This window comes from Flavobacterium sp. AK-345, from assembly GCF_058310175.1.
Genome location: NZ_JBZEER010000007.1, coordinates 187,415 through 203,071 on the forward strand (window position 1 = coordinate 187,415; position 15,657 = coordinate 203,071).

The window sequence follows — 15,657 nt, forward strand, 5'->3', positions numbered from 1 at the left end:
TTTGTTTATAAAAAGCTAACAACCAATTATTTAACAATACTACACCTCTAAAAAAAGGGTGTTTATACTCTATTTTTTAAATAACGATTTCTCTAATTTTATTTCTTCAAAAAAAACACAAGTAACTGATTATCAATATTTAAATACAAAACTCATGGATAAGAGAAAATTTACTGAAAATGGAGAAGTCTTAGCAATATTAAGAGATTTGAGAAAGGAAATAAATGGTAAAAAATTTTCGGATATTATTGATCTCAATAACAACCAATATGTTGATCTGGTTCAAGAAGGAGGTGGCGTATTAGGAATTGCTTTAGTTGGCTATGTTTATGTTTTAGAACAAATGGGTATTCGGTTTTTAAGTTTGGCCGGCACTTCTGCCGGAAGCATTAACACCATGCTTATGGCCGCTGCCGGAACTTGCGATATCGAAAAATCAGAATGGATATTAGACTGTTTATGCAATAAAAACTTAAATGATTTTGTAGATGGAGATCACGATGCACGCGAATTTATCGATGCTTTACTAAGTGATTCGGGAAACTTAAAATTAATTATGAAAGGATGTCAGGTAGTGGATAATTTTAAAGATGATCTTGGATTGAATCCCGGCAATAATTTCTATCAATGGATTTCAAATCTTCTTTCACAAAAAGGAATAAAAAATTATGCCGATTTAAAGGCTTTACGTTTGAAAGGTGTTTCAGATCAAAATAAATTGTACTTAATCAATAAGGTTCAACAAGGCGACAGAGAAGAATATACCAGAGCGGATCATTGGAGTAATATGGCAATAATTACTGCTGATATTACTACCGAAAGTAAAATTGTATTCCCTAAAATGATTGATTTGTTTTACTCAAATCCTGATGTTCAAAACCCTGCCGATTTTGTGAGAGCCTCCATGTCAATACCTCTTTTTTTTAGTCCGTTTAGAATTAAAAACATTCCAACAGGTGTTGAATCCTGGGAAAAATGGAATGAAGCCACAGGGTTACGAACTTCTGTACCATCTGAAGTTATTTTTATGGATGGCGGTATCATTTCAAATTTTCCGATTGATATTTTTCATGAAAATTCAACTGTGCCGGCCTCACCTACTTTTGGCGTAAAACTGGGTTATGACAAAAATGAAGTTAATAAAAATGAAAAAATAACCAATATAATTAGTTCCATGTTTGACACAGCAAGATATGGTTACGATTCAGAATTTTTAATAAAAAATCCCGATTTTCGAAACCTAATTGGATACATTGATACGGGCGGTCATAATTGGCTTAACTTCAATATGACCGAAGATGCTAAAATTGATCTCTTCATTCGAGGTGCCCAAAAAGCCTCAGAATTCTTAACCAAATTTGACTGGGAGAAATATAAAGATATACGAAAAGCAAAGAGCAAATACTATAGAACTGTTTAATTTTCAACCAGTATAGCAAAATTTGGTTGAAAATGATTTGCAATTTTCCTGAAACCTGAAGTTTTCATAAACTTAAAACAAATCCAATGTCAAACAAAATAGGAATTTATATTACAGGTCTCGGTCAATCTATTGACAACGAAACAGTCGAAAAATATGTGGAAAGACTTAAAAATGAATTAAGTTTTAAAACAGATGGCACGTTTTATTATCTTAAAATCGAAAAAAAAATCTATCCCATAGATAAAGAATGTACAGTCGTTAATCTTTACAGAAAAAGCAGAAAGGATAAAGACAATAAAAACATTGAAGGAGATCTAATTTATAAAATGTATGATTTTCAGTACCATCAAATTCTAACTAACAGATTTGAACGTCATAATATCATTATAAAAAATCTACTCTTATTTACGTTAATTATAAAAAAACTCCCTCAGATCACGTTACGATTATTCAATGGAGATGGTTTTAGCAGACCCTATCAAACCTTGTATGCTTTTCTAATGTTATTTACAATCTCATTATGCATACTTTTTTTAGTCCCGGCATGCATTGAAATAATCCTAAACAGCACAAATAATGATACCTTAGTAGAAAAAACTAATGCCGCTCTCGGCTTCTTTAATATAAAACCATTTTGTGTTACTGAAAGCACTAAAACCCTGACTGCTATTGGAAAGACGATACTTTCAATAACTACTTTAGTCCTTTTGTTTGCACCAAGATCTAAAACAATATTAACTTCACTTGCCACCGAATTTTCCTGTGTCGACAGTTATATTACAAATGGAGACCAAAGTCAGATATTATTAGGGAATCTGGATCAGTTAATTGAATACATTGCAGAGAACGAACCTGATCCTGAAATTCATTTTCACACCTATAGTTTTGGATGCATACTTGCCATTGATGCCCTTTTTCCTATTGCAGAAATTCCTCCATCTGATAATATTCAAAAATTAACGAAACTTCTTATCACCATCGGAAATCCATTCGAATTTATTAATGCTTACTACCCAATATTTTACGAAAGAAGATGCAGTGTAATGAAAGACAAACTGCAATGGATAAATGTTTATTCTATTTTGGACGTTTTCTCGACCAATTTCAGAAGGGATGATAAACGCGGTGAAGCCGAATTTGGTATAAAAGATATTGCACTCACTCCGGAAAACATCAATTATGAAATCACATCAGATCGTTCCGGTTTAGTGACCTTTTTTTCATTAAATAGTATTAAAATGCATAAATGTTATTGGGATTACAGCACAATAGGACAAAGCTGTATGAAAGTAATATTACCTAGTTTGTTAGAAAAAAAATCAATTCCTTTATAAAATATTTTTACATAAAATCACTATATATAATCCTGTAAATAAGCCAACAGGATTTTTTTTAGGCTAATTTCTTTTTTTTCTTATTTTTGATGGCCCTTATTTCTAACTTAAACCAAAATCATTATGAGGAAAATTATTCTTTTAACCCTAACTATTTGTACAACAGCACTGATTTATGTTTCCTGCTCCAGCAGTGATGATATTGTTAATCAAACAGATCCATCTGCCGTTGGCGCTTCTGTTGCAATTGACGCAGCAAACGAAATGGATGTTAAAACGGGTTTATCAGTAACTGCTTCTGCCGAAACTGCAAAAACAACTGAAACCGGGCCAATAACCTGCGCTACAATTACGGTAGAAATGCCAAACGGAACAGCCTATCCAAAAGTATTTACCGTAGATTATGGTGCAGGCTGTACTATCAATCAGCTTGAAAGAAAGGGAAAACTAAAAATCACTCTTACCGGCCCGATTATTACAACTGGAAGTAAAATGACAATCGAAAGAATCAATTACTCTCTTGCAGGTTTAAAACTTGAAGGAACAATTGAGTATACCAACACAACAACTATTGCGACAGTACCACAATGGACAAGAAAAGTAACTAACGGAAAATTTACTGATCTGCAAGGAAGAGTTTTTTTGAATTCAGGAACGTTTACCACAAAACAAACAGCAGGTGTTGATACGCCATACGTATTAGAAGATAATATTTATGAAATACCTGATGGAACCCACACAGTAACCACCGAAAAAGGAGGAACTTTGACATTGACCGTTAAAGAAACATTAGTTAAAAAATACTCCTGCGAGTTTATTTCAAAAGGAGAATTGCAAGTTGTGGGAGGTTATTTGAATGGAATTGTTGATTACGGAAAAAACGAATGTGACAATAAATATACTTACTATCACGAGAACGGAACTGCCTATAATTTATCGATGTAACAGATTCATTTTTAAAAAAATAAACAAATCCCAATTTAGAAATAGATTGGGATTTTATTTTTAGTAAAAATTAAACAGCTACATCTTCACATTCAAACTATTTTCTTTATTTTGCAGCAAAATCTAAAAACCAATGAAAAAATCAATTATTGCCTTTGCTGCGATTGCACTTTTAGCATCATGCAGCAAAAAAGAATCTACTGACGGTTTACACTTAACAGGAAATATTAAAGGATTAAAAAACGGAACTTTATATATTCAAAGAGTTGTTGACACTTCACTTATTGCTATTGACTCTATTAAAATAGATGGAAACTCTTCTTTTGAAAGTAATATTAAATTAGAATCACCAGAAGTACTATATTTATTCCTTGATCGCGGAGTAACCAACTCATTAGACAATAATATCTTATTCTTTGCTGAGCCAGGCGATATGAATATTGACACCAACCTTGACAATTTCATTTACGGGGCTAAAATTACAGGATCTAAAAATCAGGAATTATACGAAGAATACAAAAAAATCAATTCACGCTTTAATGACGAAAATCTTTCTTTGGTTGAATCAAAATTTAATGCAATAAAAAGACAAGACCAGAAAGCAGTTGATAGTATAGACACAAAACAACAGTCTAATATCAAAAGAAGATATCTATACGCTACCAACTTTGCAATAAACCATAAAGATCACGAAATAGCACCTTATATTGCTTTGGCAGAAATTTATGACATCAATGTAAAGTTTCTTGATACTATTCAAAAATCAATGACTCCAAAAGTTGCACAGTCACTTTACGGTAAAAAATTAACCAAGTTTGTTGCTGAAATAAAAAAAGAAGAACAAAAATAATTTTGCACAACGTTAAAAATCAGTAATTTAACTAAAAAACAGCTGTTTTATTTATACCTTTTCATCCTGTTCTTATTAATAGAACAGGATTTTTTTATTGCCTTTTTTTAATATTTTAATATAAAAATCATAAATACCTGATAATTAAATAATTATATGTTAAAAAGTAAAAATCAATAATTATTTTATTTTTATTTTGTAGTAACTTAGCTTCATAAAACAATAAATTATGAAGAATCCACTTAGTATTATCAGTTATGGAAAATATGATTTTATTAATTCATTAGCTATTGAAAAACTAGAATCCTATCATCCACAATCTAATTTAGAATTAGAAAAAGTTCCTATACAGGATCCGTACTCAAAAAACGGACAGGAATTACGTTTAAATTTTATTCGACAGCACTTAAAATCAAATGTTGATTATTTATCTGGAGAAAAAAAATTCAACGATAATCAAAGCTTAAAAGGCAATATTGAGAATTATATCGGGATGAGTCAGATTCCTACAGGAATTATTGGTCCATTATTAATAAATGGAAGTTCTGCTCAAGGCCCGTTTTATGTTCCTCTTGCCACCACCGAAGGAGCTTTAATTGCATCCTATAACAGAGGTTCAAAAGCTTGCAGAGAATCTGGAACAATTACCGCAATTACATTACAAGAAGGCGTACAAAGAACACCAACATTCAAATTTAAAAATTTAATTGATCTGGCAAAATTTGTTGCCTGGGTATTAGAAAACAAAGAGATATTCTGTATTTTAACCCGCGAAACCAGTAATTATGCGGTCCTTAACGATTTGGGGATAAGTATAGAAGGAAATATTTTAATTCTCAAATTTGAATATACTTCGGGAGATGCATCAGGTCAAAATATGGTTACTATTTGTACAAATAAAATTTGCAAGTATATTCTAAGTAATTGCCCAATTGAACCTGTTTATTGGACCATTGAAGGAAATACATCAGGAGATAAAAAAGTAACTCCATTAACCACAAAAGTTCGAGGAAAAAAAGTCACTGCCGAAATCACATTAAAAAGAGATGTCATTGAATCGGTACTTAAGACAACTGCAGAACTATTATGCCAACAATGGAAAATAAGCTCATCTGGGTGTTTAAAAGTTGGCGCAAGTGGTATTGCAACACAGACTGCTAATGCACTTGCTGCTTTATTTATAGCATGCGGACAAGATGTTGCCTGTACCGGCGAGGCTGCTACTGCAATTACAAGAATGGAAATCGATGAAAATAACGATTTGTACTGTTCAATTACCATGTCTAACATAATTGTAGGTACTGTTGGCGGTGGAACTTCGTTTCCGACACAAAAAGAATGTCTTGAATTAATGGATTGCTATGGTCCCGGAAAAAGCGGGAAACTTGCCGAAATAGCAGTTGCTGTATGCTTGGCAGGTGAAATTTCAATTTTATCAGCAATGTCATCGGGGCATTTTACATCTGCGCATCAAACACTTGGAAGATAGAAACAGGTGTAGATTTAAGTAACAAACTACCTTAAAATCCTTTTACAACTTTTATCACAAGCTTGCAATACAAATATAAAAGCAGCACAATTAAACAAACAAACCAAAAAGCAGCAAACACAAGTGCAAAATAGTTTACCAGCCCGGGTAGTGCAACAATTTCTGTAGATGATGTCAGGGTTTCTATTAAAGGTCCTTGCAACATTAAAATAAGTGCAGTAAAAATCATTATTCCGAAACCTGTAAAACCAACAATAGCAAGAATATTACGCTTTTTAGGCAATACTTTTACATATTCATTGACAGAGTTATCAATCTTAAATTCACTTTTCTCAAAAACCGAAACATTCCCCATTTGTATATCTGCATAAAAATACAAATGTAAGAATTTTATTTCAAATAAAAATTATCTAGAATTGTAAAAAATAAAAATCCCTTGTAGTATTTAAACAAAAAAACCATCACTTTTCAGTGATGGTTTTATGTTGAGCCGGCGGAGGGACTCGAACCCACGACCTGCTGATTACAAATCAGCTGCTCTAGCCAACTGAGCTACGCTGGCGACTCATTACGGGTGCAAAGATAAAATGGTTTTTTATATTTCCAAAATAAATTTACAAGTATTTTAAAGAAAAAACCACCACTAAAAGTGATGGTTTTGTTGAGCCGGCGGAGGGACTCGAACCCACGACCTGCTGATTACAAATCAGCTGCTCTAGCCAACTGAGCTACGCTGGCGACTCATTACGGGTGCAAAGATAAGCCTGTTTTTCGTTTTTCCAAATAAAAAATCAAACTTTTTATACTTTTTTTTGCTTACAATTCGTTGATTTTAGCAATCAATTGATTAGCAGTTTCTTCCAATTCAACATTTATTTGTTTGAAGTGTGCTTTTTTGTTCTCAACGTTCTTTGCATTCACTTTTGTGATCAAAGTATCAAAAGCAGCTATAGCCTGGTCGATCAAAGCATTCGTTTCCGGAGTAGGATTTCCTGTTGTAGACATTTCAAATAAGTAAATTGCCTCAATAATATCTCCTAATACGAAATTGATGTCTTTCTTTAAATTCTTAACGTTTGCCATTTTTATTTTTATTTTAATTTGCGACTGCAAAAGTACATATAATCTTTTTATTACGTGCTATGAAATGTAAATTTCTAAAATTGAAGCATTTCCATTCAAAATAAATGCATTAATCTCAGCCGGAACCAAAATAGTATCTCCTTTTATATAAGATTGTTTAAAACCATTGTATTCAATTTCAAAACTTCCTTCAATACACATATAAACAGTAAAAGTTGCTCCTGATTTAGAAACTTCCAATTTATTTTCTAAAGGAAGAAAATTGGTGGTGAAATAAGGACAATCAACTACAACATTTGATGTATTTGTTTTTGTCTCGTATTTCTTCTGTGTATCTACTTTATTATAATTAATAGCATCAAGTGCTAAATCTACGTGAAGTTCTCTCGTGTTTCCCTGCGCATCTTTACGATCAAAATCATACAAACGATACGTAATATCAGATGTTTGCTGAATTTCGGCTACAACCAAACCTGCACCAATCGCGTGAACGGTTCCTGTTTCTAAAAAGAAAACATCTCCCGGCTTTGCTTTTACAGTATCTAAAATAGAAACTAACGTTTTATCATTTAAGTGTTTTAAATATTCCTCTTTACTGGAATTTTCTTTAAAACCAACAATAATTCTTGCATCGGCATCAGCTTGCGTTACATACCACATTTCGGTTTTACCAAAAGAATTATGACGCTCTTTTGCTAATTTATCGTTTGGATGAACTTGTATCGAAAGATCTTCTCTTGCGTCTAAATATTTAAAAAGCAACGGAAATTGTTTTCCAAAACGTTTATAAACTTCTGTTCCCAGAATTTCATTTGGTGATTCGTCAATAAGTTCCATTAACGATTTCCCTTTTAATTCACCATTCGCCACAACACTCACGTCTCCTTCTACAGTTGATAATTCCCAGCTTTCGCCAGTTATTTTAGAAGTAATTGGTTTGTTAAGAATAGTTTTTAGTTTTTCTCCTCCCCAGATTCTTTCTTTTAAAATTGGTTCAAATTGTAAAGGGTACATTTTTGGTTCCATAAGTTTTCTTTTTTGGCAAATATTTTAATTAATTATTGTTGTGTTCTAATTGTATTTTATGATACTAATTCTTTAATGGTCTCTAATGCTTTCGGAATGTGTTTTGCTGCATTCATATTATCAAAAATATAAATTACAACCCCATTTCTGTCAATAATATAAGTAACTCTTCCCGGCAACAAACCAAATAAATTATTCTTTACTCCAAAAAGCTGTCTTAATCTTTTATCCTGATCAGACAACAAAATGAATGGCAATTCATGTTTTTTGGCAAATTTGTGATGTGATTTTACACTATCACTGCTTATCCCGATTACTTCGGCACCTAAATCTTTAAAATCTTCGTATTGATCTCTAAAGCTGCAAGCCTCAGTAGTACAACCCGGCGTATTATCTTTTGGGTAAAAATAAATCACAAGTGGCTTTCTTCCTAAAACATTTCGGCTTTCAAAAAGTTCACCATGACTATCTTTTGCAGTAAAATTCGGAACTATATCTCCTATTTTTAATGACATTTATTATTCTCCTTTATAAGTTACAAAATTGCGGTCCGTTTCATTCAAAACGATTTCTAAGTCAAAATCAGGCTGAATTCTTTTTCTAATTTTATTCCATATCACAACCGCTATATTTTCTGCTGTTGGATTCAAATCCTGAAATTCCGGAACATCCAGATTCAGGTTCTTGTGATCAAACGGAATTTCTACCTCTTCCAGTATAATATCCGCTAATACTTTCACATCTAAAACAAAACCAGTTTCGGGGTCAATTTTTCCTGTAACACTTACTGTTAAACCATAATTATGACCATGAAAATTGGCGTTATTGCATTTTCCAAAAACAGCATTGTTTTTTTCAAATGTCCAATCTTTTCTGTGCAATCGATGTGCAGCATTAAAATGTGCTTTTCTTGATATGGTTACTCTCATTTAGGTTTGGTTGGTATAATTAAATTTTATGGTCTTCTAAATAATGATAAAATTCATCAAAAATTATTTTAAACCATACAGTATAAATTTCAGGCTTTTGTTCAATATCTGCTTTAATATCTTCAATTTTCATCCATTTCCAATCTTCGACTTCCTCTAAATTGATGGCAGGATTGTCATTATAATAGCCTATCATAACATGATCGAGTTCGTGTTCAGTCAAACCATTATCAAAAGGTGCTTTATAAATAAAATGAAAAAGTTCTTTCAACTCTGCTTTAAAACCCATTTCCTCAAACAATCTTCTGCTTCCGGCTTCTATATTTGTTTCGCCTTCACGTTGATGACTGCAACATGTATTCGTCCAGAGTAAAGGAGAATGATATTTTTGATGCGCACGCTGCTGCAACATGATTTCATTTTTACTATTTAAAATAAAAACCGAAAATGCACGGTGTAAAAGTGCTTTTTCATGCGCTTCTAATTTTGGCATTAAGCCAATTTGTTCATCGTTTTGATTGACTAATATTACGTTTTCTTCTATCATATGTAGTTTTGTACAAACAAAAATACGAAAAAAGAAATGGCTTGAAAATCCTAAAAAAGATTGTGAAAAGTTTAACGAGCTGCCATTCTTCACAAGCATTTCATATTCAAAACTTTATAAATCTATTTTAATTTTAAAACACCTTAAAAATAAGTCTAAAAAACTAAACCGATTGCTTTTACGTAAATAAAAAAAAGTTAAAACATACTTAAAAAAAACTCAATTGTAAATTAGCCGACATTTCGAAGCCAACTCTCGTCGTATCTTTGATTTACAATTAAAAAGCCTCATAAAACATGAAAACAAGAACTCAATTTTTCAGTCTTTGCTTTTTGCTTCCGCTATTTATTTTTCAGGCATGCGGGCAATCATCAAAAAAACAAAATACAAAAACTGTTGTTATGGAAAATAAAATCGATAAACCCGGAAATCCTTATTATTCAAATACAGATACCACAAAACTAAACGTAAGTGATGCCGAATGGAAAAAAGTACTTCCGGAAGATGTTTATGCCGTTATGCGCCAAGCAGATACAGAAAGACCTTTTACAGGAAAATATTGGAATACCGATGAAAAAGGAACTTATTACTGCGCTTCATGCGGAAACCTGCTTTTTAGATCGGGAGCCAAATTTTCAAGCAGCTGCGGATGGCCGAGCTTTTTTGAACAGGACAACAAAAAAAGTGTCGTTTATAAAAATGATAATTCACTTGGAATGGAAAGAATCGAAGCGCTTTGCGGACGTTGCGGAGGACATTTAGGTCATTTATTTGATGATGGCCCTGCACCAACCGGAAAACGTTATTGCATGAACTCAATCGCTCTTGATTTTATTCCTGATTCTCAAAATAAATAATTCTTAAAATGAAAAATACAATTTTAATTTGCCTTTTTGCATTATCCCTTAGCGGATTTGCACAAACAAAAAAAGCTTCGAATCTTGAAACCATCACCGTTGGCGGTGGATGTTATTGGTGTGTAGAAGCCGTTTATGAAAATTTAAACGGGGTAAAATCTGTAGTTTCGGGATTTTCTGGAGGAAAAGTAGCTAACCCAACTTATGAAGAAGTTTGCACAGGAACAACCGGTCACGCCGAAGTAGTACAAATTACGTATGACAAAAGTGTAACAGACCTCAACGAAATTTTCAAGGTTTTCTTTACCGTTCACGATCCTACGACTTTAAACAGACAAGGAGCCGATGTTGGAACACAATATCGTTCTGTGATTTTTTATAAAAACGAAGAACAAAAAAAAGCCGCTCAAAGTATTATCGCAGAGCTAAATAAAGCAAAAGTTTACGATAGCCCAATTGTTACCAAAGTAGAACCTTTTACCAAGTTTTATAAAGCCGAAGATTATCATCAAAATTATTATGCAAACAATAAAAATCAGCCGTATTGCAAAATGGTGATTCAGCCGAAAATAGAAAAATTCGAAAAAGTCTTTAAAGACAAATTAAAAAAGAGTAAAGCATAAAAAAATAGCGAAATGAATTAAATCATTTCGCTATTTTTTTTAGTCAATTTTTGAATTTAAATTATTTCGCTGCTTTTTTAAATCTCATCATCGGCACATCACCTTGAATTAAATTTAGTTTTCCGTCTTTGTCAATAGAATAACTTGTGATTTTTTTCATCTGCTGCAAAAATTGCGCTTCTCCTCCACCATCACAAAACATCATTGTAGTTGGTCCCGGCTCTCCAAAAGTCAGAGAATTTCCATTTAAAGTAAATGGCGCACTGTAGCCATTACATCCATTATTCCCAAAAACATTTTTTTCTTTCTGATCAAAAGTAATTTGTGGTTTTTTATTCGGATACAATCCTTCAAAAGCAATTCTTGGTCCTGAAATATATTCTAATTCCCAAGTTGTATCATAAATACTCGCAGCGCTTTTGTTTTCTTTTGATGCCATACATGAAGCAAGTAATAAGGTTAAAACCGAAACGATTGCAATGGTATATTTTTTCATAATTTGTTTTTTTTTGAATTAAATATTTTGTTTTTTTTGAAGATTAAAATTAGCCCCTAACATTCCTTTCTCAATATTCATGCCCGTTTTTAAGTTTTAAATAGAAAAACTTTAACCATTAAGTTGACATATTTTCATCTCTAAGTTACATATTTTTCTTAAAAACAATAATAATACAAGATTTAAATTCCATTACTCAATTGTATTTTTTTTGTAATTTGCATCACATAAAAAACAAATTCATCATCAAAAAATCAAAAAAATGAAGCGACTGCTCTTACTTTTTGCCTTCTTTATTACAATCAATCAAGTACAATCTCAGAAAAATTTACCAACCGATTATCTTTCCAAAGAATTTCATAAAGGCAGAAGAGAGGCTTTTAGAGCTTTAATGCCTGCAAATTCTGTAGCGGTTATTTTTTCATATCCTGAAAGAGTTTTTTCAAAAGACGTAAATTATAATTATCATCAAAATCCTGATTTGTTTTATTTAACAGGTTATAAGGAACCAGATGGTGTTTTATTGCTTTTTAAAGAAAATCAGGGAAGTGGCGAAAAATATAACGAAGTTCTTTTTGTGAGAGAAAAAAATGCCAATCGCGAAATGTGGACAGGAAGACGTTTAGGAACCGATGGAGCAAAATCTAAATTAGGTTTTTCAACAGCTTACAACGGCAAGGATTTTAAGGATTTCGCTATTGATTTTAAAAAGTTTGATAAAATTATCTATGACAAAATACCAACAGATCTTGGAAAAGACAAAAGTGGCTTTGATCTTTTTGGTTTGCTTGATACTTTTAAAACTAAAGCAGGAATTACTACTGAAAGCGAAGCTTCATTAGAACTTTTCAGAACAATTACAAACTCGCTTAGAGAAATTAAAACGCCGGAAGAAATGGTTTTAATGCGTAAAACCGTAAAACTTTCCTGCGTTGCCCACAACGAAGTTATGAAAGCTGTTGGTCCCAATATGAGCGAAAACGAAGCTGACGGAATTCATGCATACATTCACAAACACTATGGTGCTGAAGGCGAAGGTTATCCGCCAATTATAGGCGCCGGAGCAAACGGATGTATTTTACATTACGGAGAAAATAATGCCACAAAAATCGACAATCAATTGTTGTTGATGGATGTTGGTTCTGAGTATCACGGTTATTCTGCCGACGTTACAAGAACAATTCCGGCAAACGGAAAATTTACCGAAGAGCAAAAAGCCATTTATCAATTGGTATACGACGCGCAGGAAGAGGTTTTTAAAATCTGCAAAGAAGGAACACCAATTCAGGATTTAAATAAAAAATCGAAAGAAGTTATTGCTGCCGGATTAATTAAACTGGGAATCATTACTGATCCTGCAGATGTAAAAATTTATTATCCGCATGGCTGTTCGCATTTTCTTGGTTTAGATGTTCACGACAAAGGAAATTATATGGGCAGCTTAAAAGAAAACATGATTCTTACTGTTGAACCTGGAATTTATATTCCGGCAAACAGTAAATGCGATAAAAAATGGTGGAATATTGGTGTCCGTATCGAAGATGATATTCTCATCAAAAAAAATTCATACGAAAATCTATCAGCTGAATCTCCAAGAAAATGGGATGATATCGAAAAATTGGCAGCTCAAAAAAGTACTTTCAACGAAATGAAATTTCCTAAAATATAATTGATTTTTTGCCACGAATTTCACGAATCTACACTAATTAATTCGTGAAAATTCGTAAAATTCGTGGCGAACTACTCCAGATTTAAAATCATTTTAATCTTTTAATCTGTGGCTTAAAAAACCAAAACCTCGTTTCATCTGAACCGAGGTTTTTTTGTTTACTTTAAAGACAAGCTTTAAAAACTTAACCTGAATTTTCACGTACTTTGTATTTCTAAAAATATAAAAAATGAAAGCACTTACCTTCTCTACTTTCGGAGATTCAGATGTTTTAGAATATATAGAAATTCCAGGCCCGGAATTAAAAAGCGATGAAATTTTAGTCGAAATGAAAGCCATCGGATTAAATTTTGCCGATGTTTACAGACGAAAAGGAAATTATCACTTAAAAGGAAATCCACCTTTTATTGCCGGTTACGAAGGCGCCGGAATTGTCGTTGACACAAACAATCATCCAGAATATAAAGTGGGAGATCGTGTGGCTTTCGCCGATGTTCCGTTTGCAAATGCAGAATTGGTTGCCGTAAATACCAATCATGTTTTGCCGTTGCCTGAAGCCATTTCGTTTGAAACTGCAGCTTCTATTTTACTACAAGGTTTGACAGCACATTATTTAGCAACCGACAGTCATAAAACAGCAAAAGGCGAAACGATTTTAATTCACGCCGTTGCGGGTGGAGTTGGTCAGATTTTAACTCAAATAAGCAAATTGTTAGGCGCCAATGTTATTGGTTTAACCTCATCTTCAGACAAAGCAAAGGTTGCTTTTGAACAAGGCGCAGATCATGTTTTCCTATATAATAATGATTGGAAATCAGATGTTTTAAAAATAATCCCAAATGGCGTTGATGTCGTTTACGATAGTATCGGAAGCACATTAATGGATAGTTTTGAGGTCACAAAAGAATGCGGACAAGTTGTTTTCTTTGGAATGGCGGGTGGCGATCCAGCACCTGTAGATCCGAGAATGTTAATGGATGGTTCTAAAACTTTGACCGGAGGTGATTTATGGAGTTATTTAAATTCGAAAGAAGAAAGAATCAAAAGAGCCAATCAATTATTTCAATGGATTATAGAAGGAAAAATAACACTTTCAACACCAACGTCTTTCAAATTATCCGAAGGAAAATTGGCGCATGACTATCTTGAAAGCAGAAAAAGTACAGGGAAAATAATTTTGATTCCGTAAATCAAAGGTTCATATAAAGTTTTTCGCCACAAATTCACGAATTAGTTTTGAAATAATTCGTGAATTTGTGGCGATTATTTTTTTTTTAAGCCTTATTCTACAACTGATTAACCTCAATTTTTGTCAACTGAGACAAGGCTAAAATCCTACCTACATCACTTTTATTTGCCACAAAAAACAAATAATTATCTCCATGTGTATCGTAAGTCATTAGTTCCAAATCTAATTTCTCTAATGCTGATTGAATATAAGGAAACAAATTATGACTATAGGTTTCTTCCGGATAGGCAAAATTAAGATCCTGCCCAATCATTTCTGAAATGAAATGCTCAGCATCTTCCGGATCAAATTTCCAATCGCTGTTCCAGCAATCCACACTATCAAAAAGCCCCCAGTGTGCTTCAATCGATTCGTGATAATTATCCGGTCCTTTTTTAAAATTCTTTAAAAGCTTTTTCGATTGTTTTTTAACCAGTTTATCTTCTGCATTTCCTCTTGAAACAAGATTAATAAATTCTTCAAAAGTTTCTGCCGTAACCTCTTCATCAACTAATAAATTTTCTTGAGAAGGAAGTTCTACACCTTCCGGAATTTCAATATTTACATATTGGCAAATTCCCTGTAAAATTGTCTTAAACTCATTAAAACCTATTTCTTGAATGTCGTTTTTAGGTGTATTTATATCAATAAATTCAGCTTCCAGAATCCCTTTTATATAATCAAAAAAATGACCAAACTTGTACATAATCCTGAAATCATTAGTTTCCAAACTATTTGTACAGCAAAAAAAGATGTAAAAATTATGAAAAATATATTTCATTTCTTTTTTGATACGCTCCGGTGGTTTGGTATAAAACTGAATATGCAAATAATCAAATTCTAATTCCTGCTCAATCTTATCCGGGGTAATTGGATCGATATTTATTTTTTTGTAAAGCTCATTTAAAACTTCATACAAGTTTTTAAACCCATTTTTTTCAAGTTCTTTTTGAGTTTCTTCATAACCATCAAAGGAGGTTGGAAAAGTAAACAAATTGACAGAAACTGCGTTGTGTACATTTTTCATTTCAAACTCAAATTGACTTTCGACATAGTATAAATGCGAGTATAGCGCATCCATAACATCAAAAGAAACAATTGATTTTGGGTCATTGTTTCTACCAAACAAATTAGAAAAGAAATCTTTCATAGGCTTAT

General features: G+C 32.5%; 17 protein-coding genes and 2 tRNA genes. 9 read left to right on the plus strand and 10 right to left on the minus strand.

All coding sequences use genetic code 11. The features are described from left to right. Positions 1-154: 154 nt before the first annotated feature. The 5 genes from AC4FQ3_RS14505 to AC4FQ3_RS14525 all read left to right on the plus strand — a co-directional run bounded on the left by AC4FQ3_RS14505 (position 155) and on the right by AC4FQ3_RS14525 (position 6,041). On the plus strand, positions 155-1,420 hold the full coding sequence (locus tag AC4FQ3_RS14505; protein ID WP_491182293.1) for a patatin-like phospholipase family protein: 1,266 nt from the start codon (positions 155-157) through the stop codon (positions 1,418-1,420). Between the two features lie 86 nt (positions 1,421-1,506). Next, the gene (locus AC4FQ3_RS14510) at positions 1,507-2,757 is read left to right on the plus strand and encodes a hypothetical protein (RefSeq protein WP_491182294.1); all 1,251 of its coding nucleotides are present in this window, start codon (positions 1,507-1,509) and stop codon (positions 2,755-2,757) included. 123 nt (positions 2,758-2,880) lie between these two features. Next, complete coding sequence (locus AC4FQ3_RS14515; RefSeq protein WP_491182295.1) at positions 2,881-3,702, plus strand: hypothetical protein; 822 nt, start codon at positions 2,881-2,883, stop codon at positions 3,700-3,702. Between the two features lie 133 nt (positions 3,703-3,835). After that, a complete protein-coding gene (locus tag AC4FQ3_RS14520; protein ID WP_042565967.1) occupies positions 3,836-4,552 on the plus strand; it encodes a DUF4369 domain-containing protein in 717 nt (238 codons plus the stop codon). A gap of 229 nt (positions 4,553-4,781) precedes the next feature. Next, on the plus strand, positions 4,782-6,041 hold the full coding sequence (locus AC4FQ3_RS14525; RefSeq protein ID WP_491182296.1) for a hydroxymethylglutaryl-CoA reductase: 1,260 nt from the start codon (positions 4,782-4,784) through the stop codon (positions 6,039-6,041). Positions 6,042-6,072: 31 nt separating this feature from the next. Here AC4FQ3_RS14525 and AC4FQ3_RS14530 read toward each other — a convergent pair whose 3' ends face one another. The 8 genes from AC4FQ3_RS14530 to idi all read right to left on the minus strand — a co-directional run bounded on the left by AC4FQ3_RS14530 (position 6,073) and on the right by idi (position 9,626). Continuing rightward, the gene (locus tag AC4FQ3_RS14530; RefSeq protein ID WP_124020476.1) at positions 6,073-6,420 is read right to left on the minus strand and encodes a hypothetical protein; all 348 of its coding nucleotides are present in this window, start codon (positions 6,418-6,420) and stop codon (positions 6,073-6,075) included. 109 nt (positions 6,421-6,529) lie between these two features. After that, positions 6,530-6,603, minus strand: a tRNA-Thr gene (locus tag AC4FQ3_RS14535). Between the two features lie 102 nt (positions 6,604-6,705). After that, positions 6,706-6,779: transfer RNA gene (locus AC4FQ3_RS14540), tRNA-Thr, on the minus strand. Between the two features lie 78 nt (positions 6,780-6,857). After that, a complete protein-coding gene (locus tag AC4FQ3_RS14545) occupies positions 6,858-7,124 on the minus strand; it encodes a hypothetical protein (protein ID WP_026982865.1) in 267 nt (88 codons plus the stop codon). 57 nt (positions 7,125-7,181) lie between these two features. Beyond that, a complete protein-coding gene (locus AC4FQ3_RS14550; protein ID WP_491182297.1) occupies positions 7,182-8,150 on the minus strand; it encodes a type I phosphomannose isomerase catalytic subunit in 969 nt (322 codons plus the stop codon). Between the two features lie 56 nt (positions 8,151-8,206). Next, positions 8,207-8,665 carry a peroxiredoxin gene (locus AC4FQ3_RS14555; RefSeq protein ID WP_073396035.1) on the minus strand — a complete coding sequence of 153 codons (459 nt, stop codon included), beginning with the start codon at positions 8,663-8,665 and terminating at the stop codon, positions 8,207-8,209. Positions 8,666-8,668: 3 nt separating this feature from the next. Then, entirely contained in the window at positions 8,669-9,079 is a 411-nt protein-coding gene (locus AC4FQ3_RS14560; RefSeq protein ID WP_491182298.1) for a 6-carboxytetrahydropterin synthase, read from the minus strand. A 19-nt stretch (positions 9,080-9,098) separates the two neighbouring features. After that, positions 9,099-9,626, minus strand: a complete 528-nt coding sequence (gene idi / locus AC4FQ3_RS14565) for an isopentenyl-diphosphate Delta-isomerase (RefSeq protein WP_073396032.1) — start codon at positions 9,624-9,626, stop codon at positions 9,099-9,101. Between the two features lie 296 nt (positions 9,627-9,922). Here idi and msrB point away from each other — a divergent pair, with 296 nt between their 5' ends. Continuing rightward, positions 9,923-10,483: a peptide-methionine (R)-S-oxide reductase MsrB gene (gene msrB, locus AC4FQ3_RS14570; protein ID WP_318801031.1), complete on the plus strand. Its 561-nt coding sequence runs from the start codon at positions 9,923-9,925 to the stop codon at positions 10,481-10,483. Between the two features lie 8 nt (positions 10,484-10,491). After that, on the plus strand, positions 10,492-11,106 hold the full coding sequence (msrA, locus tag AC4FQ3_RS14575; protein ID WP_042565959.1) for a peptide-methionine (S)-S-oxide reductase MsrA: 615 nt from the start codon (positions 10,492-10,494) through the stop codon (positions 11,104-11,106). 61 nt (positions 11,107-11,167) lie between these two features. Here the strand turns inward: msrA and AC4FQ3_RS14580 are convergent, their stop codons facing one another. Further along, a complete protein-coding gene (locus AC4FQ3_RS14580) occupies positions 11,168-11,602 on the minus strand; it encodes an META domain-containing protein (protein ID WP_491182299.1) in 435 nt (144 codons plus the stop codon). 262 nt (positions 11,603-11,864) lie between these two features. Here AC4FQ3_RS14580 and AC4FQ3_RS14585 point away from each other — a divergent pair, with 262 nt between their 5' ends. Together AC4FQ3_RS14585 and AC4FQ3_RS14590 are read left to right on the plus strand one after the other, a co-directional pair. Then, on the plus strand, positions 11,865-13,271 hold the full coding sequence (locus AC4FQ3_RS14585; RefSeq protein ID WP_491182300.1) for an aminopeptidase P N-terminal domain-containing protein: 1,407 nt from the start codon (positions 11,865-11,867) through the stop codon (positions 13,269-13,271). A 229-nt stretch (positions 13,272-13,500) separates the two neighbouring features. Continuing rightward, positions 13,501-14,460 (plus strand): quinone oxidoreductase family protein, encoded by a 960-nt coding sequence (locus AC4FQ3_RS14590; RefSeq protein WP_491182301.1) that lies wholly within the window; start codon positions 13,501-13,503, stop codon positions 14,458-14,460. A gap of 97 nt (positions 14,461-14,557) precedes the next feature. Here the strand turns inward: AC4FQ3_RS14590 and AC4FQ3_RS14595 are convergent, their stop codons facing one another. Continuing rightward, positions 14,558-15,649 (minus strand): DUF6630 family protein, encoded by a 1,092-nt coding sequence (locus tag AC4FQ3_RS14595; protein WP_491182302.1) that lies wholly within the window; start codon positions 15,647-15,649, stop codon positions 14,558-14,560. Positions 15,650-15,657: the final 8 nt, after the last annotated feature.

Coding starts and splice junctions, on each gene's coding strand:
- AC4FQ3_RS14505 (WP_491182293.1), top strand. CDS start 155: ATGGATAAGAGAAAATTTACTGAAAATGGAGAAGTCTTAGCAATATTA.
- AC4FQ3_RS14510 (WP_491182294.1), top strand. CDS start 1,507: ATGTCAAACAAAATAGGAATTTATATTACAGGTCTCGGTCAATCTATT.
- AC4FQ3_RS14515 (WP_491182295.1), top strand. CDS start 2,881: ATGAGGAAAATTATTCTTTTAACCCTAACTATTTGTACAACAGCACTG.
- AC4FQ3_RS14520 (WP_042565967.1), top strand. CDS start 3,836: ATGAAAAAATCAATTATTGCCTTTGCTGCGATTGCACTTTTAGCATCA.
- AC4FQ3_RS14525 (WP_491182296.1), top strand. CDS start 4,782: ATGAAGAATCCACTTAGTATTATCAGTTATGGAAAATATGATTTTATT.
- AC4FQ3_RS14545 (WP_026982865.1), bottom strand. CDS start 7,124: ATGGCAAACGTTAAGAATTTAAAGAAAGACATCAATTTCGTATTAGGA.
- AC4FQ3_RS14550 (WP_491182297.1), bottom strand. CDS start 8,150: ATGGAACCAAAAATGTACCCTTTACAATTTGAACCAATTTTAAAAGAA.
- AC4FQ3_RS14555 (WP_073396035.1), bottom strand. CDS start 8,665: ATGTCATTAAAAATAGGAGATATAGTTCCGAATTTTACTGCAAAAGAT.
- AC4FQ3_RS14560 (WP_491182298.1), bottom strand. CDS start 9,079: ATGAGAGTAACCATATCAAGAAAAGCACATTTTAATGCTGCACATCGA.
- idi (WP_073396032.1), bottom strand. CDS start 9,626: ATGATAGAAGAAAACGTAATATTAGTCAATCAAAACGATGAACAAATT.
- msrB (WP_318801031.1), top strand. CDS start 9,923: ATGAAAACAAGAACTCAATTTTTCAGTCTTTGCTTTTTGCTTCCGCTA.
- msrA (WP_042565959.1), top strand. CDS start 10,492: ATGAAAAATACAATTTTAATTTGCCTTTTTGCATTATCCCTTAGCGGA.
- AC4FQ3_RS14580 (WP_491182299.1), bottom strand. CDS start 11,602: ATGAAAAAATATACCATTGCAATCGTTTCGGTTTTAACCTTATTACTT.
- AC4FQ3_RS14585 (WP_491182300.1), top strand. CDS start 11,865: ATGAAGCGACTGCTCTTACTTTTTGCCTTCTTTATTACAATCAATCAA.
- AC4FQ3_RS14590 (WP_491182301.1), top strand. CDS start 13,501: ATGAAAGCACTTACCTTCTCTACTTTCGGAGATTCAGATGTTTTAGAA.
- AC4FQ3_RS14595 (WP_491182302.1), bottom strand. CDS start 15,649: ATGAAAGATTTCTTTTCTAATTTGTTTGGTAGAAACAATGACCCAAAA.